Raw genomic sequence first — 17,420 nt, forward strand, 5'->3', positions numbered from 1 at the left:
CCGAACCACTGGAACCGCCGGGTGATCCGTGCTAAAGCTCCCTGCGGGAGTAGTGCGGCGCTTACCCTTGGGGTACAACGCGCCGGACCGAGAGGTAGTCACGTGTCACCCCGCCACAACCGGATTCAGAAGTCCGAGGACCGAGACAGCTCCGCGCCGACCGGGGGTTCGCTGCGGCGGGTCGAGTCGTACCAGGGCGAGGACTGGGTGGTGCAGACCGTGGCCGGCACGGCCGGGCGGCACTACCGGTGCCCCGGCTGCGACCAGGAGATCCCGCCCGGGACGGGGCACGTGGTGGCCTGGCCGGACCACGGCGGCGGGGTGGACGACCGGCGGCACTGGCACCGGGCGTGCTGGGGAGCGCGGGAGCGCCGCGGCTCGAACGTGCTGCGCGGCCGCGGCGCTCCCAAGTACTGACGGTGGGTCAGGCGTACTGACGGCGGGTCAGGCGTCCCTGGTCTTCAGGACGAGGTAGCCGCCGAGCAGCGCGGCCGCCGTCCACAGGGCGCAGATCAGCAGGCCGGTCCACGGCCCGTAGGGCTGGCTGTCGGGCTGGTAGACCTGCAGGATCCGGGAGCCCGCGTAGTCGGGGAAGTAGTGCGCGACGGTCTTGACCTTGGGGACGGCGGACAGGATCGGGGAGAGCAGGAAGAAGAACGGGACCAGGATGCCCAGCGCCAGGGTCTGGTTGTGCAGCATGGCGGTGACGCCGGCCGCGAAGAGGCAGAGCAGGGTGAGGTAGCAGGCCGCGCCGAAGACCGCCCGCAGCACGCCCGGGGAGCCCAGGGTGGTGGAGTGCGGGCCGAGCATCGCCTGGCCGACGAAGAACGTGACGAAGGCGGTCACCAGCGAGACGGCGAGCGCGAGCGCGCCCAGGACGGCGGTCTTGCCGGCCAGCAGCGTGCCGCGCTGGGGGACCGCCGCCAGCGAGACCCGGATCATGCCGCTGCTGTACTCGTTGCCGACGGCGAGCACGCCGAAGACGATGATGGCGAGTTCGCCGAGCAGGATGCCGGAGAACGCGGTGCTGGTGGCGTCGAACGGGGTGCTCTGGTCCTTGGTGAACTCGGCGAAGTTCTGCTTGGTGACCAGCGAGAGCAGCGCACCCACCACCAGGGTCACCAGGAAGGTCGCGGCGAGCGTCCAGACCGTGGAGCGGACGCTGCGGACCTTGGTCCACTCGGACTGCAGGACTGCGGGGAACGCGGCCATCTCAGCTCTCCTTCCGCGACTGGCGGTCGTCCCAGCCGGCGCCCCACGCGGGCTGCGGCGCGGTGGCGGGGCCGCCCGCGTGGTACTCCACCGACTCGGCGGTCATCTGCATGAACGCCTCCTCCAGGGACGCCTGTTGGGGGCTCAGCTCGTGCAGGGTGATGCCGTGGGCGGCGGCCAGGTCGCCGAGGAAGGCGGGGTCGCCGTCGACCACCTCCCAGGCGCCGTCCGGGCCGGACTCGGCGGTCAGGCCGGCACCGCGCAGGGCGTCCAGCAGCTGCTCCTGGTGCGGGGTGCGCAGCCGGACCGCGGAGCGCGAGTTCTGCTTGATGAACTCGGACATCGGCAGGTCGGCGAGCAGGCGGCCGCGGCCGATCACCACCAGGTGGTCGGCGGTGAGCGCCATCTCGCTCATCAGGTGGGAGGAGACGAAGACGGTGCGGCCCTCCGCGGCCAGCGCCTTCATCAGGTTGCGGATCCACAGGATGCCCTCGGGGTCGAGCCCGTTGACCGGCTCGTCGAACATCAGCGTCTCCGGGTCGCCGAGCAGCGCGGAGGCGATGCCCAGGCGCTGGCCCATGCCGAGCGAGAAGCCGCGGGCCCGCTTCCGCGCGACCGCCGTCAGGCCGACCATCGCCAGCACCTCGTCCACCCGGGTGCGCGGGAGCCGGTTGGACTCGGCGAGCCACAGCAGGTGGTCGCGGGCGGTGCGCCCGGGGTGGACGGCCTTCGCCTCCAGCAGGGCACCGATCTTCCGCAGTGGCTCCTGGAGTTGGCCGTAGTGCCTGCCGTCGATGGTCACCCGGCCGCCGGTCGGGCGGTCCAGGCCGAGGATCATCCGCATGGTGGTGGACTTGCCCGCGCCGTTCGGACCGAGGAATCCGGTGACCACTCCTTCGGGGATCCGGAAGCTCAGATCATCGACGGCCAGCTTGTCGCCATAACGTTTCGTCAGGTGCTGCAACTCGATCATTTGCCACTCCTTGGTCTGCCGCCAGGTTAGGGCAAAAACCGGACAAATCGGATCACCCGGCTCCGGGGCGTGGCAGTCGGGCCCTACGGTGGAGCCATGACCTCCCCCAGCGCGCCGGCCGTCCGCGAGCACGGCACCGGCACCCCGCTCGTCCTGCTGCACGCCTTCCCGTTCTCCGCGCGGATGTGGGACGCCCAACTGGAACGCGTACCCGGTCCGGCCGGTGACGACGCCCGGGTCATCGCACCGGATCAGCGCGGCTTCGGCGCCGCCCCGCTCGCGGACGCCGCACAGCCGCCCTCGCTGGACACCGTCGCCGACGACCTGGCCGGGCTGCTGGACGGCCTCGGGGTCGCGCAAGCCGTGGTCGGCGGGTTGTCGATGGGCGGCTACGTCGCGATGGCCTTCGCCCGCCGCCACCCCGAGCGGCTCGCCGGACTGGTCCTCGCCGACACCAAGGCCACCGCCGACACCGACGCCGCCCGCGCCAACCGGGAGCGGATCGCCGCCGCCGTGGTGGAGCGCGGAAACGTCGAGCTGCTCGCCGAGGAGCGGATGGCGGAGAACCTGCTCGCCCCCGGCACCGACCCAGAACTCACCGACACCGTAAGGCAGATGATCGCCGAAGCGGACCCGCACGCGGTCGCCTGGGCGCAGCGCGCGATGGCCGCCCGGCCGGACTCGCTGGAGGTGCTGGCCGCCTTGGAGGTGCCCGCCGCGGTGATCGTCGGCGAACTCGACACCCTCACCCCGCTCAGCGAGGCCCGGATGATGGCGCAGGCGCTCGGCGACGCCGAACTGACGGTCATTCCGTCGGTCGGCCACCTCTCCTCGCTGGAGGCCCCGGAGACCTTCAACGCCGCCGTACGGGCCTTCCTCAAGCGCGTCAAGTAACGCCCCCGGCAACGCCGAAGGGGCCCCGAGCGGCAGGCGCTCCGGGCCCCTTCGGGCGTGGTGACCGCTTAGCGGGACTGCTGGGCCGGCACGCCCAGCGCGTCGTCGGTCGGCAGCGAGGCCGCGGCGACGGCCGCACCGGTCAGGGTGGCCAGCATCTCGCGGACGTTGGTCAGCTGCGCGTTGATCGAGTCGCGGCGGTTGGTGAGCGCCGCCAGCTCGCGCTCCGACTCGCTGCGGACCCGGTCGGCCTTGGCGTTGGCGTCGGCGACGATGTCCTCGGCCTGGCGCTGGGCGGTCTCGATGGTCTGCCGCGAGCGGCGCTCCGCGTCGGTGCGCAGCTTCTCCGCCTCCAGGCGGAGCTGCTCGGCGCGGTGCTCGATCTCGGCGAGGCGCTTCTCCGCCTTGGCCTGACGGGCCGCCAGGTCGCGCTCGGACTGCTCGCGACGCTTGGCCAGGTTGGTCTCGAACTCCAGCGCGGCCTGCGCGGCCTTGGTGCGGGTCTCCTCGAAGAGGGCGTCCGCCTCCTCGCGCTTGTTCTGCGCGTCCTTGTTGGCCTCGGCGCGCAGCTGCGCCGCGTCCGACTTCGCCTTGTCGACGATCCGCAGGCCCTCGTCCTCCGCCTTGGCCTTGCGGTCCTTGGCGTAGTTCTCGGCCTCGGTGCGGACCTGCTGCGCGGCGGCCTCGGCGAGCTCGCGGTGCTGCTCGGCGGCGCGGTGCGCCTCGTCGCGCAGGTCCTTCGCCTCCTCCTCGGCGAGCCGGAGGATCTTCTCGACGCGCGCGCCGAGACCGGCGTAGGAGGGCTCCGCGTCGGTCACCGCGGCCTGCGCGGTCTGGGTCTCGAGGTGGAGCTCCTCGATGCGCTTCTCCAGGGCGCTGATCCGGGAGAGCGCGCTGTCTCGGTCGGCCACCAGCTTGGCGATCCGCTCGTCGACCTGGGCGCGCTCGTACCCACGGCGTACCAGGTCGAAGCCGTGCGGGGAGTGACTGTCGCTCATGGGATTTCTGGGCTTCCTGTCGTCAAACCGCTGAGATGGTTGAGGGAATCCTGACACGGTACCGGAGTGTCAACGACGAAACGCCGTTGGTTCGCGGACAATGTCCGCTCAATCGGGTGGCGCGCCCCCGGAGCGATTGCCTCCCGATCGCGGCGCGCCCACGCCGGCACCAGCCTTGGGCGCTCCGTCCTTCTTGTTTCCCCCGTTGGTGTGGGCCGACGGCGCGGGCGCCTCGAACGCCTCCAGTGCCGACAGCACGTCCTGGACCCGAGAGATCTCGGTGTTGATGTCCTTGCGGCGGCGGACCAGTTCGTCCAACTCCCGCTGGCCCTCGTCGGTCACGCGCTTGGCCTCGGCCTTCGCCTCGGCGCGCAGCCGCTCGGCCTCCTCGGTGGCCAGCCGCAGCTGCTCCTCGGCGTCCGAACCGGCGCGGCGGATCCGCTTCTCCGCCTCCTCGTCGGCGCGCTTGAGCCGACCTGACGCCTCGTCGGCGGCGGCCTCCAGCTTCTCCTCCGACTCCATCTCGGCGGCCTTGAGCTTCGCCTCCGCCTTGATGATCAGCGCCTCGGCGCGGGTCGTGGAGTCCGACAGCTTGTGCTCGGCCTCCTTCAGCAGCCCCTCCGCCTTGCGCACCGCGGCGATCCGCACCCGGCCGGCCTCCGCGGAAGCCTCCGAGGTCAGCTCGGCCGCCCGCTGCTCGGCCGCCTTCACCAGCTCCGCCGCGCGCTCCTCGGCCTCCGCGACCTGCGCCTGCGCCTGCTCCTCGGCCTCGGTCAGCTGCTCCTGAGCCGCCGTCACCAGCGCGTCCACCCGCTCGCCGGCGGACTTCATCGCCTGCGCGTTCTCCTTGCGGGCCCGCTCGTGCAGCGCCTCGATCTCGGCATCGGTGCGCTCGCGCAGCTCCTCGGCCCGGTCGCGGATCGCCGTGGAGTCCCGGCGGGCCTCAACCAGCAGCGCGTCCGCGTCGGAACGGGCCCGCTCCACCTCGGCCTTGCCCTGCGCCTCGGCCGCCGCGACCAGCCGCTCGGCCTCCTTGCGGGCCGCCGACACCATCGCGTCGACCTGCTCCTCGGCCGCCGTGGTCGACGCCAGCGCCTCGGCCTGCGCCTCCTCGGCCAGCTGCTCGGCATCCGCGAACGCCTTCTCCAGCACCGACTTGGCCTGCTCGCGGGTCGCCTTGTCGTAGCTCTCCGCGGCCTCGCGCAGCTCCCGGTCGAAGGACTCCGCGCGGCGTCGGACGTCCGCGTCGAACTCCTCGGCCAGCGTGCGGGTGGCCAGCGCGTACTCCTCCGCCTCCTGGCGCAGGGCCGCCGCCCGCTCGTCCGCCTCGGCCACCGCGCGGTGCGCCGCGGCCTCCGCCTCGGCGCGCTGCTGCTCGGCGAACTCGGCTGCGGCGGACCGCAGTTCGGTGCTCTCGCGCTCGGCGGCGGCGCGCAGCTCGGCGGTCTCCCGCTCGGCGGTGGCGCGCAGTTCGGCGATCTGCGCGGAGGCGGTCTCGTGCAGGCCCGCCACCGACTGGCGCACCTCCGCTGCCTCCTGCTCGGCGGCGGCCACCAGCCCGGACGCCCGGGCCTCCGCCTCGGCGCGCTGCTGATCGGCGAACTCGGCTGCGGCGGACCGCAGTTCGGCGGTCTCACGCTCGGCGGTGGCGCGCAGTTCGGCGGTCTCGCGGGCGGCCGTCTCGCGCTGCTCGGCGGTCTCCCGCTCGGCGGTGGCCCGCAGTTCGGCGTCGTACGCCTCGGCGTCCTCGCGCAGTCGGGCCGCCTCGGCCCGGTCGGCGGCGGCCTCGGCGCCCAGCCGGGCGGCCTCCTCGCCGGCCGTGGCGAGCTGCTGCTCGGCGTCGGCGCGCAGCCGGGCCGCGTCCTGCTCGGCGGACTCCCGGACCGCGGCGGCGTCGCCGTCCGCGGACTCCCGGATCGCGGTGGCCTCGGCCAGCTTCTCGGCGGTCTCCGCCTGCTCGCGCTCCAGGTCGGCGCGGGCGGTCTCGCGGGCGGCGGCGGCCTCCTCGCGCAGCGCCTCGGCGGCCGCCTCGGCCTGCTCGCGCACCGCCGCACCCGCCTGCTCGGCCTCGGCGGCGACCGTACGGGCGGCTTCCTCGGCCTCCGCGCGGTGCGCGTCCGCCCACGCGCGGGCCTCGGCACGCAGTGCCTCGCCCGCCGCGGCGGCCTCCTCGCCGACCGCCTGCGCGGCGGCGGCGGCCTCGTCCCGGACGCCCTGCGCGGCGGCGGACGCCTCCCGGCGCAGCTCGGCGGTCTCGCGTTCGGCGGCGGCCCGGTTCTCCGCGGCGGCGGCCTTCGCGGCGGCCAGCGCGTCCCGGTGCGCCTGCTCGGCGGCGGCGGTCAGCTTCTCGGCCTCGGCGCGGGCCCGGGTCAGGGTCTGCTCGGCCCGGCCCTGGACGGCGGCGGCCTGCTCGCCGGCCTCGGCGCGCAGCCGCTCGACCTCCTCGGCGGCGCCCGAGCGCAGCGCGTCGGCGTCGGCCTTGGCGGTGGTGAGCAGCTCCTCCGCCTGCTTGGCGGACTCCTCGATCTGGACCGCGGCCTGCCGGCGGGCCTCGGCGCGCACCCGCTCGGCCTCCGCCTCGGCGGCGGAGCGCTGCTCCTCGGCCTGCTCGCGGGCCTGCGCGGCCTCCGCCTGCATCCGCTCCAGGTGCTCGCGGATCGAGGCGGCGTCCTCCATGGCGGCGTTCTGCGCCTGCTCGACGGCCTCCCGGGCCTGCTCCAGCAGGGTCTGCGCCTCGGTCCTGGCGTGCTCGACCAGCCGGTCGGCCTCGGCGGCGGCCTCGCCGCGGGTGGCCTCGGCGTCGTTCCCGGCCCGGGTCAGCACCTCCTCGGCCTGCTTGGCGGCCCGGGCCAGGCGCAGCGCCGCGTCCTTGGCGCCCTCGGCCCGGCCGGACTCCTCGGCCTCGGTGCGCAGCCGCTCCGCGTCGGCGGCGGCCCGCTCGCGCAGTTCGGCGGCCTCCCGCTCGGCGGCGGCGCGCTGCTCGGCGATCTCCGCCTCGGCATCGGCCCGCAGCTGGGCGGCGACCGACTCGGCGGCGCCGCGCAGGCGCTCGCTCTCCTCGGCGGCGGCGGCCCGGGCGGCGTCCGCCTCGGCCTGCACGGTGGCGGCGGCCGAGCGCATCAGTTCGGTCTCGCGGGTGGCCGCGGCCACCATCTTGGCGATCTCGGCCTTGGCGGTCATCGAGCGCTGCTCGCTGGCGGCGGCGCCGTCGGCGACGGTGCGCTCGGCCTCGGCGGTGGCCTCGGACTGCAGCCGGAGGGCGGCGGCCTCGGCGTCCTCGCGCATCCGGGCGGCCTCGCCGCGGGCCCGTTCGGCCTCCGCGAGGGCCTCGGCGCGCAGCCGCCCTATCTCGGCCTGGGCACCGGCCAGGGCGGCCTCGGCGCGCTCCTGGTCGGCGAGGGCCTGCCGCTTGAGGGCGGTGATCTCGGCTTCGGCGGCGGCGAGCTTCTGCTCGGCGGCGGAGTGCGCCTCGGCGAGCTGCAGCTGGGCGGCGCTGACGGCGGCGGCGCGCTGCTCCTCGGCCTGGGCGCCGGTCTGCTGGGCGTGCTCGGAGGCGGCGCGCAGCAGCCGTTCGGCGTCGTTCTGGGCGCGGATCAGGGCGGCCTCGGCGGCGGCCTGGGCCTCGCCGCGGGCGGCGTCCACGTCGGCGGCGGTCTGCGCGCGGGCCTGGTCGGCCAGCGCGACGGCCTCGGCGCGGGCCGCGGCTATCATCCGCTCGGCCTCGACCCGGGCCTCCTGGAGCAGCCGCTGGGCCTCGTGCTCGGTGCCGGCCCGGGTCTGCTCGGCCCAGCTGACGTTCTCGTTGACGTGCCGTTCGGCGGCGGCGCGGAACTCGGAGAGCTCGTCCTCCAGCTGGCGGCGCCGGGCGTTGAACTCGGCCTCGAGCTGGGCGGTGCGTTCGGCGGCCTCGGCCAGCATCCGCTGGGTGGCCGCCTGGGACTCGCGCAGCTGCCGCTCGGCGTCCGCGCGCAGCGCCTCGGCCTGCATCTCGGCGTTGCGCAGGAGCTGCTCGGCCTGACCGCTGCCGGAGTCGAAGGCACGCGGCTGGGCGAGCTGCCGGCGGGCCTCGTGCAGCTTGGCCCGCAGCACCTCCACCTGGTAGGCGAGGTCGTCGGCGTGCTCGATGGTCTTGTCCCGCTCCTTGCGGGCCTTCTCCAGCTCGGCCTCGAACTTGGAGAGGTGATCCTCAACCTCGTAGCGGTCGTAGCCCCGCACTCCGCGGTCCCATCCATCTCCTGGTCGCGTCCTCGACCCGGCCGCTCCGTCCCGGGGATGCCGGGGCGGACCGGTTGGTCCTTGCATACCGCTCCGCCGTCCGGGTGGACTCCTGAGCGAACTCTTGCCTCTGGAGAATGGTGACAGATCCGAACGGCGACCGGTCGGCCGTGCCCGCGTCGTGGACTCCCCTGCGGTGCGCGGGCCGGAAGGCACCAGCGCACCTGAGCAGTGTAGTGGGCGAGTCCCCCGGGGGAATGGGAGCGAGGACCTTTTCGGAAGTTACCGCCGGGTTCAGTGTTCGGGCTGCTCGGCGCTGGTGACCAGCTCGGTCAGTACACCGCCGCAGTCCTTGGGGTGCAGGAACGTGATCCGCGAACCCATCGAGCCGAACCGCGGCTCGTCGTACAGCACCCGCACGCCCTTGGCGCGGATGGCCGCGGCGTCCCCGTCGACGTCCGCCGTGCCGAAGGCGATGTGGTGCACGCCCTCGCCGTTCTTCGCCAGCCACTTGGCGACCGCGGAGTCGTCCCGGGTCGGCTCCAGCAGCTGCAGGTAGGACGCGCCGCCGTCGCCGGTGTCGTTGATCTTCAGCATGGCCTCGCGGACGCCCTGCTCCTCGTTCACCTCGGAGTGGAACACCTCGAAGCCGTAGGTGGCGCGGTAGAACTCGACCGTCTTGTCCAGGTCGAAGCAGGCGATGCCGATGTGGTCGATGCGGGTCAGCACGACGGCCTCCGAGGGCGGGAGCGGATGGGAAGTGGCACCCAGTGCAGCGCATCCGCCTCGTGCGGCGCCAGTGCGGGCCTTGCGAGTCTGCTCACACCGCCTAGGCCGGGAACTGACACGGTGTTCACTGGAGGGTGCCAGTAGCGCTGATCACATCCTCGCGGCGGTGACGCAGAGGTGACCGATCAGTACATTGACCGCATCCCCACCCTCTGGTCTGACGCGCGAAGGGGCTCGTCCCATGACTACTTCTGTGATCGTCGCAGGCGCCCGTACACCGATGGGGCGGCTGCTCGGCTCGCTCAAGGGCTTCTCCGGCGCCGAGCTCGGCGGCTTCGCCATCAAGGCCGCGCTGGAGCGGGCCGGCGTCACCGGCGAGCAGGTCCAGTACGTGATCATGGGCCAGGTGCTGCAGGCCGGCGCCGGCCAGATCCCGGCCCGGCAGGCCGCGGTCAAGGCCGGCATCCCGCTGAACGTGCCGGCGCTCACCATCAACAAGGTCTGCCTGTCCGGCCTGGACGCCATCGCACTGGCCGACCAGCTGATCCGCGCCGGCGAGTTCGACATCGTGGTGGCCGGCGGCCAGGAGTCGATGACCAACGCCCCGCACCTGCTGCCGAAGTCCCGCGAGGGCTTCAAGTACGGCGCGATCGAGATGCTCGACTCGATGGCCCACGACGGCCTCACCGACGCCTACGAGAACATCCCGATGGGCGAGTCCACCGAGAAGCACAACACCCGCCTGGGCATCGGCCGCGAGGTGCAGGACGCCATCGCCGCCGCCTCCCACCAGCGCGCCGCCAAGGCCCAGGCCGACGGCGTGTTCGAGGCCGAGATCGTGCCCGTGGCGATCCCGCAGCGCAAGGGCGAGCCGGTGCTGTTCAGCCAGGACGAGGGCATCCGCGCCGACACCACCGTCGAGGGCCTGGCCAAGCTGCGCCCGGCCTTCACCAAGGACGGCACCATCACGGCCGGCACCTCCTCGCAGATCTCCGACGGCGCCGCCGCGGTGGTCGTGATGAGCAAGGCCAAGGCCGAGGAGCTGGGCCTGACCTGGATCGCCGAGATCGGCGCCCACGGCAACGTCGCGGGCCCGGACAACTCGCTCCAGTCGCAGCCGTCCAACGCGATCAAGCACGCCCTCGCCAAGGCCGGCCTGGAGGTCGCCGACCTCGACCTGATCGAGATCAACGAGGCCTTCGCCGCGGTCGCCCACCAGTCGATGAAGGACCTCGGCGTCAGCGACGAGATCGTCAACGTCAACGGCGGCGCCATCGCGCTCGGTCACCCGATCGGGATGTCCGGCGCCCGCGTGGTGCTGCACCTGGCGCTGGAGCTGCAGCGCCGCGGCGGCGGTACCGGCGCGGCCGCGCTGTGCGGCGGCGGCGGCCAGGGCGACGCCCTGATCATCAAGGTCCCCGCGCAGGGCTGACCGAACCGCAAGAACCCCGTGGGGCCGCCGGTCGCGGCCCCGCGGGGTGTCCGTCTTTCTGCTGCGAGGAGCAAACCCCGATGGCCGATGTGGCGACGCTGGTCGAGCAGGCCCGGCAGGGCCGTCCGCGGGCGGTGGCCCGGCTGATCACGCTGGTGGAGAACGCCGCGCCGGAGCTGCGCCAGGTGATGGCCGCGCTCGCGCCGTACAGCGGCCGGGCCTACACGGTGGGCCTGACCGGCTCGCCGGGCGTCGGCAAGTCCACCTCCACCTCGGCGCTGGTGAGCGCCTACCGCAAGCTCGGCAAGCGGGTCGGCGTCCTCGCCGTCGACCCGTCCTCGCCGTTCTCCGGCGGGGCGCTGCTCGGCGACCGGGTGCGGATGCAGGAGCACGCCACCGACCCGGAGGTGTTCATCCGCTCGATGGCCACCCGCGGCCACCTGGGCGGCCTGTCCTGGGCCGCCCCGCAGGCGCTGCGGGTGCTGGACGGGGCGGGCTGCGACGTGATCCTGGTGGAGACCGTCGGCGTCGGCCAGTCCGAGGTGGAGATCGCCGCGCAGGCCGACACCTCGGTGGTGCTGCTCGCGCCCGGCATGGGCGACGGCATCCAGGCCGCCAAGGCGGGCATCCTGGAGATCGGCGACGTGTTCGTGGTCAACAAGGCCGACCGGGACGGTGCGGACGCCACCGCCCGGGAGCTCAACCACATGCTCGGCCTCGGCGAGTCCCGGCAGGCGGGGGACTGGCGGCCGCCGATCGTCAAGACGGTGGCGGCCCGCGGCGAGGGCGTGGACGAGCTGGTCGAGGCGCTGGAGAAGCACCGCGCCTGGCTGGGCGAGAGCGGCGAACTCGCGGCCCGGCGCCGCCGCCGCGCCGCCGAGGAGGTCGAGGCGATCACCCTGGCCGCGCTGCGCGCCCGGATCGGCGACCTGCGCGGCGACCGGCACCTGGACGCGCTGGCGACCCGCGTCGCGGCCGGCGAGATGGATCCCTACGCGGCGGCGGACGAGCTCATCGCCGAACTGACCGGCTGAGAGATCAACCACCAGGGGCTCGGGGAACTGAGAGAAGCGGAAGGGCACCCGTCAGCAGGATCGCGCCGAGGAGGGCCAGTTGCACGTGGACGCGACCCGGCTGAGGGTGCATGGTTGCTCGCGCAGTTCCCCGAGCCCCTGGCGGGGCGGCGCTACCCGCGGCCGCGCAGCCCTCGGAGGTGGTCGGCGATCGGGGCCAGCGCCGCGTACATCGCGTCCAGCTGCTCCGGGGTGAAGCGGTCGATGAAGTGCTCGCGGACGCTGCGGACGTGGTCGGGGGCGACCTTGCGGAGGGTCTGCCAGCCGTTCTCGGTCAGATGTGCGTAGAGTCCGCGGCGGTCGCCGGGGCACTCCTGGCGGAGCACCAGGCCGGCGCTCTCCATCCGGGTGATCTGGTGCGAGAGCCGGCTCTTGGACTGCAGGGTGGCGGTGGCCAGGTCGGTCATCCGCATCCGGCGCTCCGGCGACTCGGAGAGCACCACCAGGATCTCGTAGTCGTTGATGGCGAGGTTGTGGGCCTGGAGCTCGCGGCTCAGCTGGTACTCGAGCAGCTTGCCGACCTCCAGGTGGGCGCGCCAGTACCGCTGCTCGCGGGCGTCGAGCCACGGGGTCTGCGCCTCCTCGGTCAGCGAGGGGGAGACCGCCGGCGCTTCGGTCGGTTGGGTGTCCATGACGCCAGTATAGCCGATATAGTTCAATGTTGTACGAGTTCACATCCGGTGGCCAAAACCGGCCCTGGAGTCGGACGGTGACGGCGAGTTAGGCATAATCCCCTGCCATGACGACCTGGCGCGCGAACTTCCATTCGATAGCCGACGGCGTGTACGCCTGGCAGCCGCAGCAGCGCGGATGGGGCCTGGCCAACTGCGGCCTGGTCGCCACCGGGCGGGCGGCCCTGTGGATCGACACCCCCTACGACCGCACGCTGGCCGCCGCCTTCCTGGAACGCAGCCGCGCCGTCCTCGCCGAGGGCACCGACGTCGACCGGATCGTGGTCACCCACGCCAACGGCGACCACATGTGGGGCGCGGGCGTGCTGCCCGACGCCGAGATCATCGCCACCCACGAGGCGCTGCACCACATCGCCTACGAGCCCACCCCGGAGCAGCAGCACGGCCTGCTGCAGAGCCTCGACCCGGACAGCGACACCGGCTCCTACCTGCGCGAGCACTTCGGCTGCTTCGACTGGGCCGACACCCCGCCGGTGAACCCCGACACCGTCTTCACCGGCGAACTCGAACTGCGCGTCGGCGACCTGCCGGTCCAGCTCAGCAGCCTCCCGCCGGCCCACACCAGCGGCGACCTGATCGTCCACCTGCCGACCCGGAGCACCGTCTTCACCGGCGACATCGTCTTCGGCTCCACCGCCGAGCAGCCCGGCGACCACCCCGTGCACTGGGCCGGCCCGCTGGAGAACGTCATCGCCGCGGTCCGCCGGGTCCTGGACACCGGCGCCGAGACCATCGTCCCCGGCCACGGCCCGCTGCTCGGCCGCGCCGACCTCGCCGCGCACGCCGACTACCTCGGCTACGTCCGCGACCGCGCGCACGCCCTGCACGCCGCCGGGGTGCCGCTCGCGGACGCCGCCCGGCAGCTGATCGACGAGCGCCGGTACCCCGAACTCGGCCTGCCCGAGCGGCTGCTGGTCACCGTCGGCACCGAGTACCGGCACCTGGACGGCAGCCGGCCGCCGGCCATGCTCGAGGTGGTCGGCCGGATGGCCCAGCTGGCCCGGCAGCGCACCGGCGACGCCGCCGACGCCACCGTCTGACCCCGCGCACCGCCCGTACCGCCGCAACCCCGTACCGCCGCAACCCCGTAGCGCCACGCACCGCCTGAACCCACGCACCGTCCGAATCCCCCCGCGACGACGACACCCGAGGACCCCATGGCCGAGATCGTGCTCGCCCTGCTGGCCGGTGCCGCCCTGGCCGCCGGCCCCCTGCTGTGGTCCGCGCGCCGCGCCGCCCGCACCGCCCGGGCCGCCGAACAGCGCACCCGGACCGCCGAGGACGCCGCCGGCACCGCCCGCGCCCGCGCCGAGGCGGCCGAGCAGCGCACCCGCAGCGCCGAGGCGCACGGGCGCACCACCGAGGCCCGGCTCACCGCCGCCGACGGCCGGTACGCCGCCGCCGTCCGCGAACTCGAACACCTGGCGCAGCAGCGGCTGCCCGCCGCCGCGACCGCGCTCACCCACCCCCGCACGCCCGTCCCCGGCCCCCTGGAGACCGTCCCGGGCAGCGAGGCGCTGCACCGCGCCCTGGACGCCGCGCTGGCCGCCGCCGTCCGCGCCCAGCTCGCCGAACGCGAACGCACCGACGCCGCCGCCCGGGCCGCGCTGCGCGGCGCCGCGTCCAAGATCCAGGCGCTGCTGATCCAGGTCCGCTCGCTGCTGGAGGAGATCCAGAACAGCGTCGACGACCCCCGGCTGCTCGCCCTGGACTTCCGCAACGAACTGACGCTGCGCCGGGTCCAGTCGCTGGCGGTGCTCTCCGGCGCCTGGCCGGGCATGACCCGGGAGGACTCGCCGCTGGCCGAACTCTGCGTCGGCGCGCAGTCCCGGGTGGCCGGCTACGCCCGGGTGGAGATCACCAACCACCTGCGCGAGCCCCGCCTGGCGGTGGCCGCCCGGGCCGCCGAGCCGGTCGCCATCGCGCTCGCCGAGATCCTCGGCAACGCCACCGCCTACTCCCACCCCGAGACCCGGGTGGTGGTCTCCATCGAGCAGGGCAGCTCCGGCGCCCTGGTGGTGGTCGACGACATGGGCGTCGGCATGGAGCGCGACCAGCTGGAACGGGCCGGCGAGCTGCTCGACGGCCAGGCCGAGGTGCTGCTCACCGAACTCGGCGACCCGCCGCAGGCCGGCTTCGCGGTGATCGGCCTGCTGTGCCGTCAGTTCGGCTTCGGCTGCCGGGTGGAGCCGTCCCCGTACGGCGGCGTGCGGGCGATCCTGCGGCTGCCCGCCGACCTGCTCACCGTCGCCGACCGGGCCGAGCCGCTGTCCGCGCTCGCCCCCCGGCCGATCACCCAGACCACCCCGGTGTTCGACGCCGGCGACGCGCTGCCCACCCGCAAGCGCCGCAGCCCGCGCGCCGCCGGCCAGGACGCGCCGCCCGCCGACCCGATCCCGGCGCCGCGCACCCCCGACCGGGCGCGCGCCGACTGGTCCGCCCTGCAGTCCGGCACCGCCGCCGGGCGGGACGCCGTACGGCCCGCCGACGCCCCCGCTTCCGAAGGAGTCGAAACCCCGTGACCGCCCAGCTCCGCCGCCACACCGAGGACCTGTCCTGGGTGCTGACCCCGCTGCTCGACCTGCCCGGCGTGCAGAACGCCGTGATCGCCACCGGCGACGGGCTGGTCACCGGACACTCCGCCGACCTCGGCCGGGACAGTGCCGACCGGGTCGCCGCGATGACCGCCTCGCTGCACGCCGCGGCCCGCGCCTTCACCGCCGCGTTCACCTCCGCCGAGCAGGTCTCGCTCACCCAGACCGTGGTCGAGTCGGACCTCGGCTTCGCGGTGGTCACCCCGGCCGGCGCCAACTCCTCGCTCGCGGTCTTCGCCGTCCCCGGCGCCGACCTCGGCACCATCGCCTACCAGATGCAGGTCCAGGTCGCCGCGCTGGCCCGCGCGCTCGCCAGCCCCGCCCGGGAGGCGAGCGGGACATGACCGCCGAACCCCGCCGCCGGCTCGTCCCGGCCTACCTCGCCACCCAGGGCCGCCAGGCCGCCGCCGGGCACGGCCTGGACCGGCTCAGCGTGCTGCACGCCGCCGCCGACCTGCCGGCCGGACTGGGCGGCGAACACCGCCAGTTATGGGAGCTGGTCCGCCCCGGCGCGCTGACCGTCGCCGAGGCCGCCGCCCACCTGCGGCTGCCGGTCAGCGCCACCGTCTTCATCGCCGCCGACCTGGCCGAACGCGGCGCCCTGCGCGTGCGCGCGCCGATCCCCTCCGCCCAGCCGGTCAGCCGGGACCTCGCCGAAAGGCTCCTCAGTGGACTCCGTGCGCTCAAGTGACGCGCCCTCAGGTGACGCGGCGGCGGGCGCTCCCGCCTACCTCCCCGCCACCGACCCGATCCTGATGAAGCTCATGGTCACCGGGCCGTTCGGGGTGGGCAAGACCACCTTCGTGCGCGCGCTGTCGGAGATCCCGACGCTGCACACCGAGGAGACCATGACCGCCCCGGGCATCCCGGTGGACGACACCACCGCGATCCCCGGCAAGACCTCCACCACCGTCGCCGTCGACTTCGGCCGGCTCACCCTGCCCGGCGGCGACCTGGTCCTCTACCTGTTCGGCACCCCCGGCCAGCGCCGCTTCCTGCCGCTGTGGGAGGACCTCGCCCGCGGCGCGCTCGGCGCGCTGATCCTGATCGACACCCGTCGGCTCGCCGACTCCTTCGACTCGATGGACCTGATCGAGGAGGCCGGCCTGCCCTACGCGGTGGCCGTCAACCGCTTCCCCGACGCCCCGCCGATCGACCTCGACAAGCTCCGCGCCGCACTCGACCTGGCACCCACCACCCCGCTGATCGAGTGCGACGCCCGGGTGCGCGACGGCTGCCTCGACGCGTTGATCGCCCTCACCGAGCACGTCCTGGACCGCCTCCCGCAGGAGACCGCCCCGTGACCCGTACCGCCCTCTACGGCCCCGCCTTCGCCGCCGACCCGCACGGCCACTACGCCCGGCTGCGCGACCGCGGCCCGCTCGCCCCGGTCGAGCTCGCGCCCGGCGTCGACGCCTGGCTGGTCACCGACTACCACGTCGCGCTGGAGATCCTCCGCGACACCGACACCTGGACCCGCGACCCCCGCCCCTGGCAGGCCCACCAGCCCGTCGACTCCCCGGTCCTGCCGATGCTCGGCTGGCGGCCCACCGCGCTGTTCTCCGACGGCGACACCCACGCCCGCTACCGGCAGGTGATCACCGACAGCGTCGGCATGCTCGAACCCCACCTGCTGCAGCGCGACACCACCGCCGTCGCCGAACAGCTGATCGCCGAGTTCGCCGGCACCGGGAAGGCCGACCTGCTCGCCCAGTACGCCTACCGGCTGCCGCTGCTCATCCTGACCTCCTGGTACGGCATCCCCGACGAGGACATCGACCGGATCAGCGCGAGCATGTCCCGGGCCTTCGAGTCGGCGACCGGCGCCGCCGCGGCCTACGCCGAACTGGTCGCCGTCATCACGGGGTTGGTCGCCGAGCGGCGCACCGAGCCGCGGCACGACCTGATCTCGGCCTTCCTCTCCCACCCGGCCGGGCTGGCCGACGAGGAGGTGGTGCGGCACATCACCCTCACGCTGATGGCCGGTCACGAACCCACCGCCAACCTGGCCGCCAACGCGCTGCTGCGGATGCTCTCCGACGACCGCTACGCCGGCTCGCTGCACAGCGGCGCCATGACCGCGCACGACGCGGTCAACGAGGTGCTCTGGGAGGACCCGCCGATCAGCAACTTCGCGCCCCACTACCCGCGGCGCGACCTGGTCTTCCACGGCACCGAGATCGCCCGTGACCACCTGGTGCTGATCTCCTACGCCTCCGCCAACGCGCAGGCCGCCCTGCCGCCCGCCGAGAGCGAGTCGCTCGGCGGCTCGTACGCCCACCTCGCCTGGGGCGCCGGCCCGCACCGCTGCCCCGCGCGGCAGCCCGCCGTCCTGATGGCCGTCACCGCCGTCGAGTACCTGATCAGCCGGCTGACGGACCTGCGCCTCGCGGACGAGGTCCGGTGGCGCCAGGGCCCCTTCCACCGCGCCCTCGCGGCCCTGCCGGTGACGTTCACGCCGCTGTAGGAGAACGGCGTAGGAACGACGGACGGGGGTGCGGGGAGACCGGTCTCCCCCCGCCCCCCCCCCCCCCGCGCCAAAACTCCCGAGGCCGCCCCCCAGGGCACCCAAAAACGGAGGTAACGCAGGCGGGGGGGGGTGGGGGGT

At 74.3% G+C, this 17,420-nt stretch carries 16 protein-coding genes; 10 read left to right on the plus strand and 6 right to left on the minus strand.

Features of this window, described 5'->3' with window-relative positions; translation table 11 throughout:
* The first annotated feature begins 102 nt into the window (after positions 1-102).
* Positions 103-417 carry an ATP/GTP-binding protein gene (locus ACWD4U_RS05210; RefSeq protein ID WP_449787110.1) on the plus strand — a complete coding sequence of 105 codons (315 nt, stop codon included), beginning with the start codon at positions 103-105 and terminating at the stop codon, positions 415-417.
* A 27-nt stretch (positions 418-444) separates the two neighbouring features.
* Here the strand turns inward: ACWD4U_RS05210 and ACWD4U_RS05215 are convergent, their stop codons facing one another.
* Both ACWD4U_RS05215 and ACWD4U_RS05220 read right to left on the minus strand, forming a co-directional pair.
* Positions 445-1,212: an ABC transporter permease gene (locus ACWD4U_RS05215; protein WP_363449871.1), complete on the minus strand. Its 768-nt coding sequence runs from the start codon at positions 1,210-1,212 to the stop codon at positions 445-447.
* A 1-nt stretch (position 1,213) separates the two neighbouring features.
* Positions 1,214-2,185, minus strand: a complete 972-nt coding sequence (locus ACWD4U_RS05220) for an ABC transporter ATP-binding protein (protein WP_363449869.1) — start codon at positions 2,183-2,185, stop codon at positions 1,214-1,216.
* A gap of 96 nt (positions 2,186-2,281) precedes the next feature.
* Here ACWD4U_RS05220 and ACWD4U_RS05225 point away from each other — a divergent pair, with 96 nt between their 5' ends.
* A complete protein-coding gene (locus tag ACWD4U_RS05225) occupies positions 2,282-3,079 on the plus strand; it encodes an alpha/beta fold hydrolase (protein ID WP_363449867.1) in 798 nt (265 codons plus the stop codon).
* A 68-nt stretch (positions 3,080-3,147) separates the two neighbouring features.
* Here the strand turns inward: ACWD4U_RS05225 and ACWD4U_RS05230 are convergent, their stop codons facing one another.
* The 3 genes from ACWD4U_RS05230 to mce form a co-directional block, all read right to left on the minus strand.
* Positions 3,148-4,077, minus strand: coding sequence for a coiled-coil domain-containing protein (locus tag ACWD4U_RS05230; protein ID WP_363449865.1), 930 nt, complete (start codon positions 4,075-4,077; stop codon positions 3,148-3,150).
* A gap of 108 nt (positions 4,078-4,185) precedes the next feature.
* Positions 4,186-8,292: a hypothetical protein gene (locus ACWD4U_RS05235; protein WP_363449863.1), complete on the minus strand. Its 4,107-nt coding sequence runs from the start codon at positions 8,290-8,292 to the stop codon at positions 4,186-4,188.
* Between the two features lie 294 nt (positions 8,293-8,586).
* Positions 8,587-9,021, minus strand: coding sequence for a methylmalonyl-CoA epimerase (mce, locus tag ACWD4U_RS05240; protein ID WP_363449861.1), 435 nt, complete (start codon positions 9,019-9,021; stop codon positions 8,587-8,589).
* Between the two features lie 241 nt (positions 9,022-9,262).
* Between mce and ACWD4U_RS05245 the strand changes: the two genes are divergently transcribed.
* Positions 9,263-10,453 carry an acetyl-CoA C-acetyltransferase gene (locus ACWD4U_RS05245; RefSeq protein ID WP_363449859.1) on the plus strand — a complete coding sequence of 397 codons (1,191 nt, stop codon included), beginning with the start codon at positions 9,263-9,265 and terminating at the stop codon, positions 10,451-10,453.
* A gap of 80 nt (positions 10,454-10,533) precedes the next feature.
* Positions 10,534-11,487, plus strand: coding sequence for a methylmalonyl Co-A mutase-associated GTPase MeaB (gene meaB / locus ACWD4U_RS05250; RefSeq protein WP_363449856.1), 954 nt, complete (start codon positions 10,534-10,536; stop codon positions 11,485-11,487).
* Between the two features lie 152 nt (positions 11,488-11,639).
* On the opposite strand, the gene ACWD4U_RS05255 is transcribed toward meaB, so the two are convergent.
* Positions 11,640-12,158, minus strand: a complete 519-nt coding sequence (locus ACWD4U_RS05255; protein WP_363449854.1) for a MarR family winged helix-turn-helix transcriptional regulator — start codon at positions 12,156-12,158, stop codon at positions 11,640-11,642.
* Between the two features lie 107 nt (positions 12,159-12,265).
* Between ACWD4U_RS05255 and ACWD4U_RS05260 the strand changes: the two genes are divergently transcribed.
* The 6 genes from ACWD4U_RS05260 to ACWD4U_RS05285 all read left to right on the plus strand — a co-directional run bounded on the left by ACWD4U_RS05260 (position 12,266) and on the right by ACWD4U_RS05285 (position 17,279).
* Positions 12,266-13,258: an MBL fold metallo-hydrolase gene (locus ACWD4U_RS05260; RefSeq protein ID WP_363449852.1), complete on the plus strand. Its 993-nt coding sequence runs from the start codon at positions 12,266-12,268 to the stop codon at positions 13,256-13,258.
* Positions 13,259-13,375: 117 nt separating this feature from the next.
* On the plus strand, positions 13,376-14,740 hold the full coding sequence (locus tag ACWD4U_RS05265) for an ATP-binding protein (RefSeq protein WP_363449850.1): 1,365 nt from the start codon (positions 13,376-13,378) through the stop codon (positions 14,738-14,740).
* Positions 14,737-15,156, plus strand: a complete 420-nt coding sequence (locus tag ACWD4U_RS05270; protein ID WP_363449848.1) for a roadblock/LC7 domain-containing protein — start codon at positions 14,737-14,739, stop codon at positions 15,154-15,156. Before ACWD4U_RS05265 ends, ACWD4U_RS05270 begins: the two co-directional genes overlap by 4 nt.
* Positions 15,153-15,503 carry a DUF742 domain-containing protein gene (locus ACWD4U_RS05275; protein ID WP_363449846.1) on the plus strand — a complete coding sequence of 117 codons (351 nt, stop codon included), beginning with the start codon at positions 15,153-15,155 and terminating at the stop codon, positions 15,501-15,503. Before ACWD4U_RS05270 ends, ACWD4U_RS05275 begins: the two co-directional genes overlap by 4 nt.
* Positions 15,481-16,116, plus strand: coding sequence for a GTP-binding protein (locus ACWD4U_RS05280; protein ID WP_449787111.1), 636 nt, complete (start codon positions 15,481-15,483; stop codon positions 16,114-16,116). The genes ACWD4U_RS05275 and ACWD4U_RS05280 overlap by 23 nt, the downstream gene beginning before the upstream one ends.
* Entirely contained in the window at positions 16,113-17,279 is a 1,167-nt protein-coding gene (locus ACWD4U_RS05285) for a cytochrome P450 family protein (protein ID WP_363449844.1), read from the plus strand. The genes ACWD4U_RS05280 and ACWD4U_RS05285 overlap by 4 nt, the downstream gene beginning before the upstream one ends.
* Positions 17,280-17,420: the final 141 nt, after the last annotated feature.

The organism is Kitasatospora sp. NPDC002522 (genome assembly GCF_053595195.1).